Raw genomic sequence first — 19,842 nt, 5'->3', positions numbered from 1 at the left:
CAGTTTAAAAGGAAAAGATTTCCGTGTTATCATCTTCTTTATCAAACCTGTCGCTGGCCCACATCAGGTTCTCCAGTGGTATTTTTATTTTTTCGACAGTGGGATACTGATACAACATCAGAATATCGATGTCCACGTTCAGTTCTTGCCTCATCCTCGTCACCAGCTGCATGGCTTTCAGGCTGTTACCGCCCATATCGAAGAAGGAGTCGCTGACGCCTATACGCCTGCCTTTAATCACGTCTTCCCACATCCGGACCAGTTTCCTTTCCAGTTCGTCTTTGGGTGCAACATAGTTACCGCCGGCACCGGGGCCGATGCTTTCCATCTTTAGAAGCTGGCCCCTGTCTGTTTTCCCGTTTGGCGTCAGTGGTATTGCTTTCAGCTGAATATATTTATCAGGCAGCATGTAGGCCGGTAATCCCGTTGACAATTCATCCCGCAGGCTTCTTTCGTCTGCCATCATATCAGCTACGAAGTAGGCCCTCAGTTCTTTTTCATCCGCTTCGTTATTCGCCACTACTACCACGGCTTCTCTGATGCCGGGTTTTAACAGCAACCGGCTTTCAATTTCTCCCAGTTCAATTCTGTAGCCTCTTATTTTCACCTGTTCATCTTTTCTGCCAAAGAAGGCGATGTTTCCGTCGGGCAACCATCTTCCGAAATCTCCGGTCCTGTACAGGCGTTCGCTGGCATGCAGCGGACTACTGATGAACTTTTCAGCCGTTAATTCCGGGCGGTGCAGATACCCGTTGGCCAGGCCGGCCCCACCAATGTATATTTCCCCCATGACGCCCAGCGGCGCGATATTTTGATTATCATCCAGAATATAGATCTTAACATTGGCCAGGGGCTTGCCGATGGGCATAGCCCTGTCCATCAGCTCCGCTGCCTTATCGATTTTCAAAAGGGTAGCGAATATGCTGGTTTCCGTAGGCCCATAAGCGTTAATGTATGCGCCCGCACTCTGATTCAGATATTCGGTCACTTTTTCAACGTCTGCCGGCTCGCCGGCGGTCATCAACATTTTCAGCGTATGCAGCCTGCTGATATCCAGTGTTTTCAGGTAGGCAGGCGCCAGTGATACAATATCGATCTGCTCCCGAACGATATAATCCTGTAACTTATCGGGGGTTCTGCGGGTAGCCTCATCCGCCACATGCAGACTGCCGCCGGATATCCATGTGGCAAAGATTTCATAGACAGACACATCAAATGACAGAGAAGTAAACTGCAGCACCTTCGATTGCGCATTGATCTCAAAGCCGGCTATCGGTGCAAGGATGGTATTGACCACACCGGCATGCGTCACCTCAACCCCTTTGGGATTGCCTGTCGACCCGGAAGTATAGATCACATAGGCCAGGCTGTCAGGCGTAATGATCGTCTTCCTGCTTCCGGCAACACTATTCCGTGTTTCAATAAACCCGCTCATCATCCCTTCGTCCACACACAATTTACATGCGCTGTCCATCTTCAGATATGTGATCCGTTCTTCCGGATAAGCCGGATCGATGGGGACATAGGCTGCGCCGGCTTTCTGTACGCCAAGGATAGCGATCATCGCCCATTCACTTTTCTCCAGCTGTAGTGCCACTAAATCCCCCTCAACGACATCGAACCGTTCATACAGGTAATACGCAAATTTGTTCGCCAGCTCATTGAGTGTGGAATAAGTGTACTGATGATCATTGTATACCAACGCAATGTTGTCAGGTGTGGCGTGCACCTGTCTTTCGAACAGGCTGACCAACGTTGCTCCCTGATTATCAGGAGAAGAATAGTGATGCCCGAATGCAAACAATTGCTCTTTTTCTGCTTCCGGAATAATGGCTGTATGACTCATTACCTCACTGTCCGATTCGAGATAGTTATGCAGGAAGTTATCATAAAACTGAATCAGGTCCTCTAAGGTGCGGTTGGATTTCAACGCCCTCTGCTGAACAAAAGTCAGTGAAATATTATCCAGCGTCTGGTTTACCGCGATATCCAGGAAGGTATTTGTTCTTTCATAACTTTCATAGGAGAGCGCTTTCACTTCTCTCTTTGATTGTTGTTCCTGGAAATCTTCATCGTCATACAATTCACTGATGACGTGGAAGTTCACATAGTTAAAGATCACATCAAAGAAGGGATTCTCCTTGGCTTCCTCCCCGGCAAGTTCCGCTATGGTGTTCAACGGCATCCGGTCTTTGCCTTTCAGTTCATTCAGCGATCTTTCCACCTGATGAACAAATCCTTTCCAGGAGAGCCCTTTGGAGAAAGCAACATCAAAACGGAAAGGAACAGAGTTTAAAAAGCAGCCCAGCAGTTTATCTCCGTCTTCTGTAATGGGTCGTTTATGCGTCACTACCCCCACAGTCATATCTGTTTCATAAGAAAGCATCCCCAGTACATACAGGCTGCCGCTTAAAAACAGTGCTTTGGGGGTTACCTTATCCTGTTTGCATTTTTCCAGTAACCTTGTACTGAAGTCTTTGGGATATGCCCGCGATGCCTGTTTATCGGCCGGCTCCTCCGATAAAATGTCCAGCCGCTTGTAGTCCTGCATGTTATTCTGCCAGAAAGTCTTACTACTCTCACTTTCCAGCTCCATCAAATCGGACAGTATGCTATCGCGCATGCCGCACTTCAGCGGTTCCGGACGATAGTCCTCTGCTGTTTCAAGGGCTTTGTATATCCGGAACAACTCCACTTTGAAATTATTCTGTCCCCATCCATCCATGATGGCATGATGGAACTGGAAAACAAAAAGCGTATCCGCTGCTCCGATCTGCAATATCGTGATCCGCCACAGCGGGGCTTTCGTCACATCAAAACTGTTATTGATCCTTTCATCGGCCAGAAAATCATGTATATACGCCTCCTGCTCCGCTCCGGACAACGACGACAGATCTCTATAACCAATGCCCACCGGGACTTTCCGGTGAATGATCTGTACAGGGCTACCGTATTCATACAAATGATATGTAGTCCGGAAGGTCTCATGTTTGTCTGCCATGCGCGCCATCGCTTTTTCCAGCCGCGGCAGATCTATTACACCCAGCGGGAACAGGAACTGGTCATGATAAACGCCAAAGTCGCCACGGTGCACTGCCACCTGACTGGTAATGGCCATGCCAACCTGTATATCGCTCATCGGATAAACGGCGGCAATATTCTCAGGATCGGGATACGCTTGCAACACGGTCGATTCCAGTTGCGCTAAATCCGCTTCTATCCGGTTAATCAGCTCATAGTCCGGTTTACCAGCAGATTCATGTTGAGAGATAAAATCCGACAACGCTGCTATCGTGGGCTTTTCATAAAAGATACCGATTGGAAGATCTATTTTGAATGTCTTGTTGATTTTGCTGATCAGGCGGATCATTTTGATAGAATCGCCGCCCAGCTGGAAATAGTCGTCTTTAATGCCGACCCTGTCCACTTCCAGATGTTCCTGCCAGATGGCCACCAGCTTTTCTTCTGCGGCAGTAGATGCTGCCAGATATTCAATACCGGAGGTGATTTCAGACTGACCAGCTGTCAGCAGTGCTTCCCTGTCAACTTTACCGTTGGCCGTCAACGGGATTTTATCCAGTTTCACAAAACGCGAAGGAACCATGTATTCCGGTAGCTGCTTCGACAGATAACTTCTGAGATCATTGATCGTCAGGGAGCTGCCGGATACCAAACAGGCCACCAATTCTTTTCCGTGACCGGCATCTACCGGAATCACCACTGCTTCGGACACCTCTTTGTGAGTGCAGAGGCACGCTTCTATCTCTCCCAATTCAATCCGGTAACCACGGATCTTCACCTGGTTGTCTTTTCTGCCCAGGTACAACAGGCTGCCATCAGCATTGCGGATGGCCAGATCGCCCGTTTTATAAATCCGGTCGCCGGTGCCAAAAGGAGCATGAATGAATTTTTCCGCCGTCAGCGTTGGTTGGTTTACATAACCTTTGGCCAGTCCTGCCCCGCCGATGCAGATTTCCCCGATGGTGTACTTAGGCTGCAACTGGTTCCGGTCATTCAACAGATAGATCTGTGTATTGAAGGCCGGCCGGCCGATGGAGATGGCTTCCGCAGTAAAAGGTACTTCGTAAATCATGCAACCAACGGTTGCCTCCGTAGGGCCGTACTCGTTATAGATCTTCATGTCCGGGTTGAGGCTCCGCAGGATGTCAACATGATGTTGCTGGAGCGCGTCTCCACCTACAATGGCCAGTTCTACCCCGGTTTGGGAAAGTTCCAGTTCCTGCAGCAAACTGATATGCGCTGGTGTCAGCTTGATGCAGGAAATATTACTTTCAAAATATTGCTTTAAAATAGCTGACACCTGCCCTTTCTCAAATATCTCCAACGTATTACCACTGATCAGCGGCAGCATTAAACTGGTCACGGTCAGGTCAAACGACAAAGTGGTAAACAGCCCGAAATCGCCACTGGACAACTCGTTGCCCAGATACATGGTTTTCGCCCACAGCAGATAGTTCACCAGTGAACCATGAGTGATCATCACTCCTTTAGGTACACCGGTAGAGCCGGAAGTGTAGAGAATATAGGCTAAATCATTTTGATCAATCCTTGTCTCTACAGCACCTTCCGATGCTTCGAGTTCCACATCAATGGAAAATATGATCCCCTGATAGTCCGTCAGATCGAACAGATAATTCGTATTTGTAATCAACACCGCGATGCCGGCGTCCTGTAAAATGAATGCTTCTCTGGCAGCAGTAACGTCAGGGGCTATGGGAAGATAGGCTGCGCCGGCTTTTAAGATGCCTAACACGGTGATCACTTCCCATTCATCGCGATCTAATTTAAAACCGACAACGGCGCCTTTTTTCACCGCGCATTTATTGGTCAGGTGTTTTGCCACCTGATCTGACAGCCGGTCGAGCTCCGCATAGGAAACCACCCGGTTTTTATACCGTAAGGCCGGTTTTTCAGGCGTAGCAACAGCCTGCCGCTTAAACAGTGCTACTACATTGGCTGTATCATCAACCGCCTGAGCAGATTGATTATGAGTAAGCACCAGCTCTTCCTTTTCGGCAGCAGTGAGCAAATCCAGCGCTCCGATCTTCGTTTCTTCCAAAATAGCATCCAGCATAACTTTGAAGTGCCCTTCCATCATGTCGATGATGCTTTCTGATAGCAGTGTTGAATTGTATTCAAAAGTGATGCTGAGTGCTTTTTCCGGATAATGATTCGCAGAGATGGTCAGCAGATAGTTGTTTTGCTGCTTCACCCGGACATTGTCTATATCCAGCTTGGATTTGACCGCCTTAATCGCGTCAACCGGATAATTTTCAAAAACCAGCAGGCTATCAAACAAAATGCCCTTCACAGGACTCTGCTTCTGGATATCAGCCAGCGACGCATGCCCGTATTCTTCCCGGGAAGTGGTTTGCGCAATTTGCAGGCGGTTCAGCCATGTTGTCACCGCTTCTTCCTCGTGCAACGTGGTACATAGGGGAATAGTATTGATATACAGTCCCACCCGGTTTTCCACTTCTTCTATTTCGGTGGACCGGCCTGAAATTACCGTTCCGAACACCACTGTCTGATGATTAACATACCGGGACAACAAATACGACCAGGCCCCCTGAACGATGGTATTGACAGTAAGATTGTTTTTGCGGGCAAAAGCCTCCAGCTTTGCCACATATGTCTCCTGTTTTGTAAAGCTGCGGGCGGTATTACCGAAGGTCTTGTTCCTTTCCTTATCATTACAGAAAGGCAACAGGCTGGCGGTATCCAGCTGTTTCAACTGCTCCTGCCAGTAGTGCCGTGTCTTCGAGATATCTCTTCGTTCGATGAAGTCGAGATACGCTTTATAGTGGTCAATTTTTTCCGGCGCTGGCAGATGGCCATTTTGCACGGCCTGCTCATAAGCCCGGAAACATTCACTGAAAATGACAGGGCTGGACCATCCATCGGCAATCATGTGATGAATAGCGTACACCACTTTCACAACAGATGGCCCGGTTTTGATGACGGTTAACCTGAACAGTGGTGCCTTATGCAGTTCAAATGGTGTCCTGGCATCTATTTTAAGAAATTCACTGAGCTTTTCCTCTTTTGTCCGGTCATCCATATCAGTATAGTCCAGTATGGTTACCGGCAGCGTTATTTTCTCATGTACGCATTGCACCGGGGCATCAAATGGCGCAATATGGAAAGACGTCCGCAGGATGCTGTGTTTTGCCGCCACATATTCCCATGCCTGTATAAATGCGGACTCGTTGAACTCCCCGTGCCAATCGAGGCTTGTCTGGGAAATATAGGCATGCGGATCATTGTCAAACAGGCTGTGGAAAAGCATTCCCTCCTGCAAGGGGCTAAGTCTGTACAGGTCGGAAACATGCTGCTCCTTTATGAACTGTTTTAAATCCCGGTAAGACACGATACCGTTCACACCGTAGTCGGCAGGCGTTTTGGTAACAACTGCAGCCGCTTTACACAAAGAGATGATCTGTTGCAAACTTTGCCTGTAAAGCTCTGCCAGCGCAGTTATCGTTTCCTCCGCATACCGGTTGGTATCGTAGCTGATACTTATCTTCAGGCAGTTGTTTACTACCAGCCCGTTAATGGAAATTTTTCCGTTGTGCTGATTTTCTTCACCGATCTCAGTCCCTTTATGTTCTCTGGCGATGCCCAGTATTTGTTCTGACGATGCTGTCTCCAGGCCGATCTGACCGAAATAGTTAAACACCACCTGTTCAATATCTTTCGACAGCCGTTTCCTTACCGGTTCATGATCGGACAGGTAGCGCAACACGCCATATCCAATCCCTTTATGGGGAATGCTTCTTAAATTTTCTTTCGTCTGCACCAGCGTCGTTTCCACATCGCCGGGAAAAGCTTCCAGCAGCACCGGATACAGTGTGGTAAACCATCCTACGGTATTGCTTATGTCCACATCATCATACAGGTGTTCCCTTCCGTGACCTTCGAGTCCGATGACAAACTGGTTCTTCCGGAATACTTCCGCCAGTGACATGGCCAGCGCGCCGAGCACCAGATCATTGATTTCTGTTCCGAATGCATCGTTACATTCCTGCAAAAGGCTGCCGGTTTCTTCTTCAGACAGCGTAACATGCTGAATACGGAAGGAACTTTGAGCTGACTTTCCTTCAAATACATAGTCCTGTGGCACCTCTTCTGCCCGGGACAATATGCCGCTCCAGTATTCCGCTTCATTTTTCAGCAGATAGTTGTCTGCATATTCCTTCAACCGTGCCTGCCATTGGCGGCACGAGGTGGTCTTGGCGCCGGGGCTGACTATTTGGCCCGCTTTCAGGGTATGTATGTAAGCAGAAAGGTCATCTGTCAGGATACGCCAGGACACGCCATCGATACCCAGGTGATGTATACAAATGAACAGCCTGTTGGCTGCATCGCCGGATGGCGTTTCAATGAATACAAATTTTGCCAGGTTGCCGGTTTTGATGGAAATTTTCTTTTGATATGCCTCGCAGATACTGGTAATTTCGGCTGCCGTTCCCGCTGTCTCTATTTCCAGCGCAGGAATGGCGGCATCATATATCCCGTGGTATTTTTCATCTTTCAGAAAATACCGTAAGCGTAAAGCGTCATGCTGTTGGAACAACAACACCACGGCGTCCTGTAAAACCGGTATCGTAATATGTTTAGGCACCGTTAACAACACCGACTGGTTGAAATGATCCGGGTTGTCGTATCCCTGTTCAAAGAAATGTTGCTGGATTGGCAGTAAAGGCGCCTCGCCTTCCAGTATGCCCTGTTCGCTGATCGCCTTCACCGCACCGTTGATGGACTTTGACAGCTCCTTTATCGTCTGGAAGGTATATAAATCCTTTACTTTTAAAGCGATGCCGGCTTTTTTGGCCCTGCTGACCGTTTGTATCGCCATGATGGAGTCTCCTCCAAGGCTGAAGAAGTTATCGTTAATGCCTATACGCTCCTGACGGAGCAGGTCTTTCCAGATATCAATGATTTGCTGCTGGTAAGGGGTTTGGGCTGGTTCATAAGTCTCAGAACATACATCTTCCGCACCTGGCTCCGGTAGCCGTTTCGTATCCACTTTACCATTCACGGTTAATGGAAAGGCGGTAAGCTCCACAAATATGCCCGGCACCATATATTCCGGCAACCGGCGTTTCAGCTGTTCCCGGATATCGCTCTTTTTATAGGCCCCTTTAGGGATCACGTACGCCACCAACCGGGTACTGCCTTCATATTGTCTGGCTATCACAACAGCCTGACTAATCGTTTCCTGGTCTAACAGGGTATTTTCGATTTCTCCCAACTCTATCCGGTATCCCCTTATCTTTACCTGATTGTCATTTCTGCCTAAAAACTCGATGTTTCCGTCGGGCAGCCAGCGACCTACATCGCCGGTCCTGTACAACCTTTCTCCCGACAAGAATGGATGAGGAATAAACCGCTCCGCGGTGAGCTCCGGACGGTTTAAATACCCAAAGGCCAGTCCTGCCCCACCCAACAGTAGTTCCCCCGCGACGCCCGGTGGCGTCAGGTTGTTACACTCATCCAGTATATATGCCGTCGTGTTTTCTATCGGTTTCCCGATGGAAATCCTCCGGTATATTTTATGTTCCAGCTTTAAAATCGTTGAATCGTTGGTATTCTCCGTTGGGCCATAGGCGTTATATAAGGTACAATGGTTCAACACACCCAGTTTCCGGTAAAAACCGTTCACCGTTTCGACGCTTATCTTCTCCCCTCCGCAAATGATATGGCGCAACGAAGCCAGTCTACCTACCTCGTCTTCTGTCAGTTCATCTACGATATGCTGTAATAAAACCGGTGACGTAAAAATTCTGGTAATGCTGAACCGCTCCACATACTCCACGATATTGGCGAACAACTCATTATTGAAATCTGTGCCGGCAATCACACATCTGGCGCCGGAAACAAACGGCAGTATATATTCTTCGATGGCCGCATCGAAGCTGAAGGATGAGTAGAACAATACACTGTCCCCGCCCCTTAGACCGTAAAACCGATTATAAAAACACATTCTGGCCAGCAACGCCTGATGCCCGATCATCACTCCTTTGGGAAGGCCTGTGGAGCCAGAGGTATAAATCACATAGACCAGTTTGCCGGGGTCCGGTTTGACGGCTACAGGATAACCGGGACGGTCGTGATAGTTTGCCTCCTCCACATATACCGGCGTAATGTTTTCTAATTCAAACGCTGACAACAGGGTAGGCATGCTCAGTACAAACCGGGCTCCGCTGTCATCCAGCATAAATTTCACACGGTCTTTCGGGTTGTTGGTATCGATAGGCAGGTAGGCCGCTCCGGCTTTTAACAGTGCCCAGACAGCAATGATCAGTTCCATGGAGCGTTCCAGATACACCGGTACCAGTTCCCCTTCCCGGATACCGCGCTCCTTCAGGTAATGCGCCAGCTGGTTGGAGCGTAGGTCCAGCTCAAGATAGGTCAGTTCCCTGCCTTCAAATATTACAGCCGTACTGTCGGGGTTGGCGCTTACCTGCTCCGCCAGCAGATCCACCACCGTTTTGTCTGCCGGGAAGTCTGCTGTCGTGGCGTTAAACGTGTTCAACAGCATGTCTTTTTCGGCTGCAGCCAAATACTCCACGGCGCCAAGGCTTTGACCCGGATTTTCCAGCAAAGCAGCCAACAGGCTTCTGTAATGTACCATCAGCTGTTCTATCATCTCCCGGTCATACACATCCGTATTATAGGTAACGGCTAAGTATATACGGTGCCCTATCTCGTAAAAAGTAAGGTCAATATCAAATTTGGCAGTATCATAACCATGGTCTTTAATCTGGTCCTGCCAGTCGGTGGCCATCTCCACATCCGACCTGTTATCCTCTGTATTCTGTAGCACCAGCATCACATCAAAGATCGCGCTGCGGCCGGTATCATGCGTAGCCCCCAGCTCCTCCACCAAACGATCAAAAGGATATTGCTGATGCTCATAAGATGACAGGGTGTTTTCTTTCACCCGTTCAAAGAACGCATCAAAACTTTCCTGAGGATTTACCTGGTTACGCAGTGCCAGCGTATTGACGTAAAACCCGATCTGATCTTCCAGATCAGAATGCTCGCGGCCGGCCACCGGCGTGCCGGTGATGATATCCGTCTGTGAGGTGTAGCGGTAGCACAATACATTCCATGCCGCGAGTAATCCCATGAATGCACTGCCGCCGCGCTCCCGACAATATTGGTATAATGCGGCCGTTACGTCCGCCGGCATGGGCGTAGACAACTTTTGCCCGTTATCCGTTTTTACCCGGGGGCGGGATTTATAGGCCGGCAAATCCAGTACCGGCAGTTCGCCGGAAAACTTGTCCAGCCAGTATACCTGATGGCCGCGGTATTGTTCTGTCTCCAGCCGGCTCAACTGCCAGGCTGCATAATCTTTATACTGGATCGGCAGTTTCGGTAACCGTACCGTCGTTCCGGATATAAATGCCTCGTAATACCGGATAACATCCCGTTCCAGTATTCCCATAGACCATCCATCACTGATAATATGGTGCAGGTTGTAGTAAAAAATATACCGGTCATCTGCCACCTGCAGTAAACTCGCCCGCAGCAAAGGCCCCTGTTCCAGATCAAAAGGCCGGTAGGCATCCGCGTCAATATAAGCAGCTGCTTTCTCTTCTGTTCCGCGAAAGTCCGCATAACCAATCTCAAAGCCCAATACCTCCCTGTCCATCACCCGCTGACGGACGCCGTCCTCATCATCGGTTACAAATACTGTCCGCAGTATCTCATGACGGTCGATAGCTGCATACACCGCCTTTTTAAAGCAATCAATATCATATTCACCGTTCAGGAACACTTTTGATGGCATGTTATACGCCGTTCCTTCACCGTCTATCTGGTAGAGCATCCATAGCCGCTTCTGCGCCGAGGACAAGGGATAGGTATCCTGCGGCGTCACTTTATCTATCACATCCTGCGATTTTACACGCTCCAGTTTTCTAAGGTATTCCAGGAGTCTTTCCTTGTTTTCCCTGATGGTAAAGAGGATATCTTCCGGCAGCTTCGTTCCGTTGTATTTAACTTTCAGGTTGTCATTTTCCCTAACGATATATATACCTTTTCCTATTAATTCTTCTAATAGTTGATGCATATCGCTGCGTTTAGATAATGCTTTCATTTTCAAATTCATTTTGAATTTCCATACCCTCCATGCCTTTCAGTCTGGTGGCCAGCTGAATAACACGGGCGAGGCTTTTAATGGTGGGGTCCGGGAAAAAGTCTTTAAGGGATAATTGAACGCCCAGCAATTCATCTTTCTGAATTTTGTTTTTGAGCCGGATGATCTGTATCGAGTTACCTCCCATGGTAAATAAGCCCTGATCTGTTCTTACCGTTGAGGGGTCTGTTTTTAATATTTCGCTCCATAGCTGTGCCAGCCTTTCTTCCACCGGGTTTTCGGGGAGACTCATGGTTTCTTCCTCCGGCGCCGGTTCTGGGAAATCCCTCCTGCTGATCTTGCCGGTGGCCGTCAGCGGGAATTTGTCCAGAAAGACATAATGGGCAGGCACCATATACACGGGCAGGGACTGCGAAAGGGATAGTTTTATTTCCCTGATGTTTAACTCCCTTTCGCCTCTTATGTAAGCGACCAGTCTCTCGGCGCCTTTCAGTACTTTTTTGAGTACGATGGCTTCTTCTATACCTGTAATTTTCAGCAGGTGCTGCTCTATTTCAGGCAGTTCAATACGGATACCGTTGAGTTTTATCTGCCCGTCTTTCCTGCCGGTAAACACAATATCACCGGTGGGCATCCACATCCCCAGATCTCCGGACCTGTATACCCGGCCTTCTTTGGTGATAGGATCAGGGGTAAACACCTTATTGGTCTGCGTTTCGTCGTTCAGGTATCCGAGCGCCAGATAATCGCTTTTGTAAACGATTTCTCCTTCCTGATAGATGCCCATTTTTTCATCGTCCTCGTTCAGGATATAGACAGTGGTATCTTCACAGGGCACGCCCACCGGGATGTTACGATGGGTGATCCGGGTTGTTTTATCTATGAATTTCTGGATGGTAACCGTTGATTCCGTAGGGCCGTAACCGTTAATAAAGATGGCCTCTTCCGGGAAATGTTTTTTAAACAGGTCAACATCGTGCTTAAACACCGCCTCACCGCCCAACACTACCAGCCGTGTATGCTGTAATACGTCCTTTTCCTTTAAGGTATCGAGGAAATACCGGTATATGGTGGGAACCGTATGAAGGATGCTGATTTCATTGGCTTCGAGCCATGTCTTCAGATGCTCTACACTTTCTTTTTCTATGCTGTAGGGATACAGCGTTGCGCCGTTCAGCAGCGCTCCGTAAATGTCCATCACGGAAGAGTCGAAGCTATAGGTAGGCAACAGGCTTACGCGGTCGCCGGCATCAATATGCAGGTTATTCGTATAAAGCCTGATGAAATGCAGTACGTTTTTATGGCATTGCACTACTCCTTTCGGTATGCCGGTAGACCCGGAAGTATACAACACATACGCCGGGCTTTCGGGTGTAATCTCCACATCAGGCCGGTCATCCCGCGAAATAATATCCGGGGAAAAATGGATGACGGTCAGCTCGTCGGCCGCTGTAGACAGGGATGCCGCCAATTCAAGGGTTGATTCCATCGCTATGATGACATTACACCGGGAATGCTCCAGTATATGCCGTAATCTTTCCTTAGGATGGCTGGGGTCCAGCGGAACGTAGATGTTGCCGGACTTTAAAACCCCCAGCATGCCGGTAACCCCGGGAGCACCATGGTCCAGCAACAGGCCGATATGCTCTCCCTTTATTTGTTTTTTGGAGAGAATAGTGTGTGCCAGTCCGTTAGCTTTCGCATTTAACTCCTGATAGCTGATGACGTTATCACCCTGTACCAATGCCGCCTGCTGTGGGGTCCGCGCCACCTGCTGTTCAAACCTTGAAACGATGGTCTGTTGAATGGCCGCTTTTTCAAATGGTACAAAGGAGTTTTTGGGAACCGGTCTTTCCTGCTCAAACTTCACCTTATCAAAAACATGAACATTTTTGATGCGCATGTCCGGAGATGCCAGCACCTGTTTTACGATAGCCGTATACTCCTCCAGCCAGTATGCGATCGTTGGTTGCTCAAACAGGTTACGCCGGTAAGCACATTGCAATGAAATACCGTTTTCATAACTTTTGAAGTAACATTCAATGTCGAATTTCGGCGCACTGGCGGCGGTGATATGAACCGGTTCAAAGTCTCTGATATATTCCTTTTCCTGTGCGTTAAAATCGAGCATGTTCAGGAAAACGGAACTAATAGGGAAATGATGCTGGTCCCTTACCACATTTAATTCGTCCAGCAGCAGTTCAAACGGGTACGACTGATGTTTTAAACCTTCCAGTATTGTTTTTCCCACTTCGTCGGCCAGTGTATTGAAAGGCTGCTCACTGTCCACCTGATCCCGCAGCATCAGTGTATTCAGGAAAAAGCCGATCAGGTCTTTTACATCTTCGTGGTTCCTGTTGGCTGCCGGCATCCCGATGATGATATCATTTTCTCCGGTGAGACGATATAACAACACTTTAAAACAAGCCGCTAAAACACTGAATACACTGATTTTCCTTTGTAAAGCAAAATCATGGATCAATGCTTTTACGTACTGGTCAAGGTACAGTGTATAAGCTCCCGTATTGTTTTCGCGGAGCTCCTCGGAGGAATAATCCGCCGGCAGACGAAGCACCGGCAAATTCCCCGACAGCTTTGACACCCAGTACTGCCGGCTCATATCCAGCTTCCCGTCAGATAAGGCGGCATTCTGCCACGCTGCATAGTCCTTGTACTGTATCTTTAGCGGCGTTAATGCCGCGGCTTCCCTGTTATGAATGGTATTGATCTCTCTGACAAAAATATCTGTAGACCATCCGTCGCTGATGATATGGTGCATATTGAACAGCAACCTGATACCGCCTTCCTGCCGATGTACCGCCAACCTGAACAATGGCCAGGACGACAGGTCAAACACATGCCGTTTCAGCGCCTCCGCAGCCTGATACACATCATCTGCTACCGGCAGGTCCCAAATGGCTTGTTCCACTGGTATAATCACCTGTCGCGGTTCGCCATCTTCTTCCACAAACTTCGTCCGTAATATCTCATGCCTTTCCACCAGCACTTTCAGAGCAGCGGCAAACTCCTCCGCAGTCATCTGTAACTGCCGCTCTGCATAAATGTTATACGAGGTGGTGGAAGGATTCAGTTGCTGTACCAGCCATAAACGCTTTTGAGCCGGTGAAAGCGGATAGGCGGAAGCCTTATCCACCAAAGGAATGGGAGTATAACGTTCCTCGCTGCCACCGGCAATCAGGTCCACATGCGATTCCAGCGTAGTGTTTGCAAACAGGTCCGCCAGCTCAACTTTCACATTAAAAACTTTATGGTAGCTGCCGGTGAGCCTCATCATCTTCAGGCTGTGCCCTCCGAGGCTGAAGAAATCATCCATGACACCCACCTTTTCTTTCCCGAGCACCTCCTGCCAAATAGCCACCAGCTTTTCTTCCGTTTCGTTTCGCGGCGCTACATAGGTCGCGCCACCCGCTGCCAGTTCGAACTGCTCCGGATCGGGCAGCGCCTTTTTATCTATCTTCCCGTTAGGGGTCAATGGGAATTCTGTCAAATGGATATAGATGGCGGGCAACATGTACCTCGGTAGCTTCGATAACAATGCATCATCCAGCACATCTTTGTCTATCGCCGCTTCCGACATGTAATAGAGCACAATATACTGATCTGCAGTATTGGCGATAGCTTTGGAGTTCTTAACCTCCGGAATGGTGTTGATAATATTCTCTATACCACCTAATTCAATTCTGTGGCCACGGATCTTCACCTGGCTGTCTACACGTTCTATAAACTCCAGCGTTCCGCCGGCCGTCAGCCTGCCGATATCACCGGTTCTGTATACCCGCTCCTGACGGGTAACGCCCGCAATCGGACCAGCCAGAAAGGCAGCTTTTGTTTTTTCTTCGTTGTTTAAGTACCCTTTCCCTACAGTGGGGCCGGCCAGTAAAATCTCTCCTTTTACGCCAACAGGTACTCTTTCGAAATTATCATTGACCAGATGAACCTCCACATGCTGGATAGGATCATACATTACCGGCACGGTAAAAGAGCCGGGAACGCTGGTCATGAAGTAATGGCAGATATCATCTGAAACCTCCGTTGCCCCGTAGGTATTGATAATAGGAATACCGGGGTAAAGGGCCAGCCATCTGCTCACCATGGAATGCGTCAACGTTTCTGCATTCAGTATTAAAGACAGCAGCGCAAAATGTGGTTTCTCCACTGCTGCTTCCATATAGTGCAGCATCTCCAGCAGGTAGGAAGGTACCAGCTCCAGTACATTCACTTTGTTTTCCACTGTTTTGGCGATAAAGTGGCCTATGTTGAGGATTTCCTCCTCGTTGTAGATGAGACATTGTGCGCCTGCCACCAGCGGGGCAAAAAACTGCCAGACAGAAATATCAAATGTATGCGGCGCATTTTGCGCCACGATACCCCCTTTTTTAATACCGATCTCTGTAATCTTGGCGCCGATATGATTGACCATCCCGAAGTGTTCGATCATGACGCCTTTCGGCTCGCCTGTCGAGCCGCTGGTGTAGATCACGTATGCCAGGTCGTTGGGATGTATGACTGTATTCAGTGGCGTGTCCGGACAAACGTTGATCCGTTCCCGTTCCTCGTTCAGATATACTACGGCAGCGGCTATATCCAGCCTGGACAATTGCGCCAGCGCTTCGCCGGTATTGACCACTATCACTTTCAGCCCCGAATTGCGGATGATCTGCGCCAGACTGGTGTCGGTAAGATCGGTGCCCATGGGGACGTAGGCCGCGCCTGTTTTCCAGACAGCGAGGATGGTTTCCGGCATCTGAATAGACCGGGGCATCATCACACCCGCCAAATGACCTTTTCCCAATGCATGTTGCTCCGAAAGATAATGGGCCAGCCGGTTGGAATTAGCTGACAAATCAGCGTACGTGCGCGTTTCGTCGCCATCCCTGATGGCTACGTCAGTTGCGTTGGCTGTCCGGTGTGCCTCTACCAATTCCACCACGTTTTTATCGACGGAAAAATAAGCCCGGGACTGATTGATCCGGTCATGGATAGCCTGCTCACGGCTGCCCATCCAGTTCAGGTCTTTCACCGGCTCATATATCCGGCTGATGATCTGTCCCAGCAGCGCATTAAAGTTGTCTCCGAACAGCTCCGGCATCTTTTCATCGTACAATTCTCTTTTGCAGAAAATCTCCAGCGATGGTGTTGAGGAAGACACATTAAAGTGGAAAATCACCTGTGTCAGTTTCTTACATGCGTCCGATACATGGCCATCCACACACAAAGCGTATACAGGCTGAAGCCCGGCATAATCCCGGGTATCAAAGAGCGCGAGGATGGCATCCCGGTCAACGGTATGGTTGATGGCGTTCAGTAAGGATTCTTTCCGGGAAGAGAAAAGCGTCTTAAAGCTCTCCTTCATGTCAATGTCATCCATCATCAGGAAGAACTTTTCCGTTGTTTCTGTCTCTTCCAGTCGGGTGGATGGAGAAAGAAATATTACCTTTCTTTCTCCATAAAAATGAAATAAAATATGTAGTGCAGTAGCATAAAAATTGTATATCAATAAATCAGATTCATTACAAAGGTGCCGCACTTTTTCAGTATCTGATTCTTTCAAATAGATGATTTCAGAAGAGCTTGCCGCATTGTTTTTTACTTCTTCAATATTTAGAAACAGCCTGTTTTCACCGGGACCCGCCTTTTTAAGCTGCATACTCCAAAAATCCTCATTCCTGGCCCTTTTTAACAATTCGTCTTTATTCATGATACAATTATTTATTAGTACTCAATGGTTTTTTCTCCAAACAGACGCTCTGCGTCAATACCCATGCTATTGCATTTGTCTACCAGCTTGTTTGATTCCACAATAGGCCGGGACTGGTCTGTGTATTTTATGGAACTGATAAATTCGAGCCATGGCTCCATCCCCATCGCATACACGAAAACATTTCTGGGGTGGAAAATGTCTACCAGATCTTTTCCCTGATTGTAATCACAACCTGCCAGCCGCCGCGAATGATCTTTATCGCGCTCCATAGGCAGGGACAGCAGCGGGCCGTATAACCAGGTCAGCGGCGCGCCATCGCATTCCATTCCGAGGAACAGCACGTCGATGTTGCCCATGATGGCGTGTACCCGCTTATACAGATCCGACTGTACGTTACAGGAGTCGGCAGCAAACATCACCCGGAAGCTGTTATGCAGCTTCACATGATAACACAGCTTGCTTCTCACATCCAGGTCCGAATGCTCTCCCAGAAAGGGTAAGCCGGTGATAGTACATTTGTCCATCGTAATGGACTCCATATCATCCAGCTCAATCACATTATTGAACCCGATATTATTGAACATCAGTTTAAGGCTGGGATCTTGAAGGTTTCCTTTGCCACAGCTGGGAACAACAAGATGTTTGATGCTGTGGCGCAGCTGCAGGAGCGTTTCCAGTAGCACATGGTCCTGATGGTTATGGGTGATCAACACATAATCGATTTTTTCGGGCAGATCGTTGATCGTGTATCTGTTCACTTCTGTTTCATAGCCATCATAGCTAATCACCGGGTCAACAAGGATCGACATCTCGTTGGTTTCCACCAGTACGCAGGCGTGGCCAAAATACCGGGTCCTGATCCCGCTTCCGGTGTAAGGCTGGTATTTTGCCGGAGGTTCTTCGGTGAAAAAGCTCCTGAAAAGTACTTCCTGTTCCGGCTTTATCTGCAGCTCCTCTTTGATTTCATCGTAGCTGCCCGGGATACGCTTCATTTTAAACAACTTATCAATAACGTTATCCTTAAACTTCACGTCCAGATGTAACAGGTGTTCGTCATCCAGGCGCGGCGTACTTAATACAAAGGAACGATCATCGTCTGCTTCGATCAGCTGCAATGAAACAGACTGAGTGGATTCATCATAGTATTCGCTCTTGTAAAGCAACGCCTCAAAAAAGCGGAAGTTCGCCTGATCATTCAGATCATAGTACAGTTCAACATATCCTTTTAAGATGTCGGGTACTTTATCGTACAACGGGTTCAGGGAATATCCGGCGGCTTCTTTCTGCAACATGCCGTTGAGCTCATGTACTGCCTCATTGAACTTCAGCATATTCGCCCTTTTTTCCATGGTCGTTTCCAGCAGTTGTTCAATCTCGTCCACCCTTTGTCCGCCGTAGTCAATAAATGGTCCGCCGCGCATTTCAGGTCTTTTTACCGCCGCCTCATGGATCTTCGGGTTCTTCACATAGGACTTCATGATTTTGACGTGCCTGTCTTTGATATTCATGGCCGCGGTAGCGGGAGAAACCAAATGCGACCATGCATACCACCGGTCTATCAGCGCTTCAATGGCCACATTCAGTTTCAGGTAATATTTGTTGTCGCTACTCATCGCTCAACTATTTGGTAAATTGTTTTAATTCCACAGAAACCTCTTCTATACAGTCTTTTACGGTAGAGACAATGGTCTCCAGTTGTTCTTCATCAATAATAAAAGGAGGCGTTATCATGATATGATCACCCAGTACACCATCAACAGAGCCTCTGCCGGGGTATAGCACTACTCCTTTCTGGATCGACCTTTCTCCTATTTTTTTGGAGAGCAGCAGTTCCTTCGGGAATGGTTCTTTTGTCTCCCTGTCCTGCACCAGCTCAATACCGCATTGCAGCCCTACGCCGCGCACATCTCCCACAATGTCATATTCGTATAGCCCACGGAGTTTTTCCAGGAAGATGTCTCCCATTTCTTTGGACCTTTGTATCAGTTGTTCTCTTTCGATGATATCGAGGACACAATTGCCCACCGCAGCGCCCACGGGGTTGCAGGCAAAAGTGTGTCCGCCGAGGAACGGTGATTTGGTGTCCACAAACGGCGTCACTACTTTTTCAGACGCAATCACGGCAGACAGCGGGAAATAGCCGCCGCTGATACCTTTGCCTGCAGCGATGATATCCGGTTTAACGCCAAAATTGCTGATGCCGAAATTTTTACCTGTCCTGCCAAATCCTGATAAGATTTCATCAGAAACAAACAGTATCCCGTATTTATCGCAGATACGGCGGATACCTTTGAAATAGCCTTCCGGCGGAGGTACAGCACCCATAGCGGCGGCCACTACCGGCTCTGCCACAAATGCAGCTACTGTTTCCGGGTCTGCTTCGATGATGGTGTTTTCAAATTCCTTCAGCAGTGACAATACGTATTCTTCTTCCGTCATACCCTCCGGCTTTCTGTAGCTATAAGCAGGGGAAATATGCGGGAAGTTGTTCAACCATTTGCTGTAAGCCTCTCTGCGCGCTTTCATGCCACCAATGTCCAGCATGAACACAGAATTGCCATGGTAAGTATTCCAGCGGGATATTATTTTATAACGATTGGGTTCTCCCATCAGCTGATGGTATTGCAGGGCAAGCTTCACCGCATTTTCCACCGCTTCTGTTCCACTCATTACCGTCCATGCCCGCTTAAATCCTTCCGGAGCAAAATTCACCAGCCTGTCGAGGTAACGTTCCACCACCTCCGCACTGAATGCGTGCGTAGGCAGAACCGCTACTTTAGACATCTGTTCCGTGGCGGCAGCTATGATTTCCTGCCTGCCATATCCCAGGTTCGACACCGAAGAGGAACCTGCAGCGCCATCCAGATATCTCTTTCCCTGTTTATCGTACAGGTAAACTCCAGATCCATACTCTATTTTGGGATAGTCTTTGGTCATGTCCGGACATACTATCATCGAATGAATTAATGATTTAATCATAATGCATAGA

4 protein-coding genes are annotated in these 19,842 nt (G+C 48.5%); all 4 read right to left on the bottom strand.

Translation table 11 applies throughout. From position 1 onward, the window contains the following. Positions 1–4: 4 nt before the first annotated feature. From KD145_RS00520 to KD145_RS00505, 4 genes are read right to left on the bottom strand one after another with little or no spacing between them, the layout of a single operon-like run. Entirely contained in the window at positions 5–11,104 is an 11,100-nt protein-coding gene (locus tag KD145_RS00520; protein ID WP_212003981.1) for a non-ribosomal peptide synthetase, read from the bottom strand. 10 nt (positions 11,105–11,114) lie between these two features. Further along, positions 11,115–16,850, bottom strand: a complete 5,736-nt coding sequence (locus KD145_RS00515) for a non-ribosomal peptide synthetase (protein ID WP_212003980.1) — start codon at positions 16,848–16,850, stop codon at positions 11,115–11,117. A gap of 14 nt (positions 16,851–16,864) precedes the next feature. Beyond that, positions 16,865–18,466 carry an MBL fold metallo-hydrolase gene (locus KD145_RS00510; RefSeq protein WP_212003979.1) on the bottom strand — a complete coding sequence of 534 codons (1,602 nt, stop codon included), beginning with the start codon at positions 18,464–18,466 and terminating at the stop codon, positions 16,865–16,867. Positions 18,467–18,473: 7 nt separating this feature from the next. Continuing rightward, on the bottom strand, positions 18,474–19,832 hold the full coding sequence (locus tag KD145_RS00505) for an aspartate aminotransferase family protein (protein ID WP_212003978.1): 1,359 nt from the start codon (positions 19,830–19,832) through the stop codon (positions 18,474–18,476). Positions 19,833–19,842: the final 10 nt, after the last annotated feature.

It is taken from the genome of Chitinophaga sp. HK235 (genome assembly GCF_018255755.1).
Taxonomy (GTDB): domain Bacteria; phylum Bacteroidota; class Bacteroidia; order Chitinophagales; family Chitinophagaceae; genus Chitinophaga.
The sequence above is the reverse complement of the archived record's forward strand: the minus strand, read 5'-3'. Positions and strand labels throughout refer to the sequence as shown.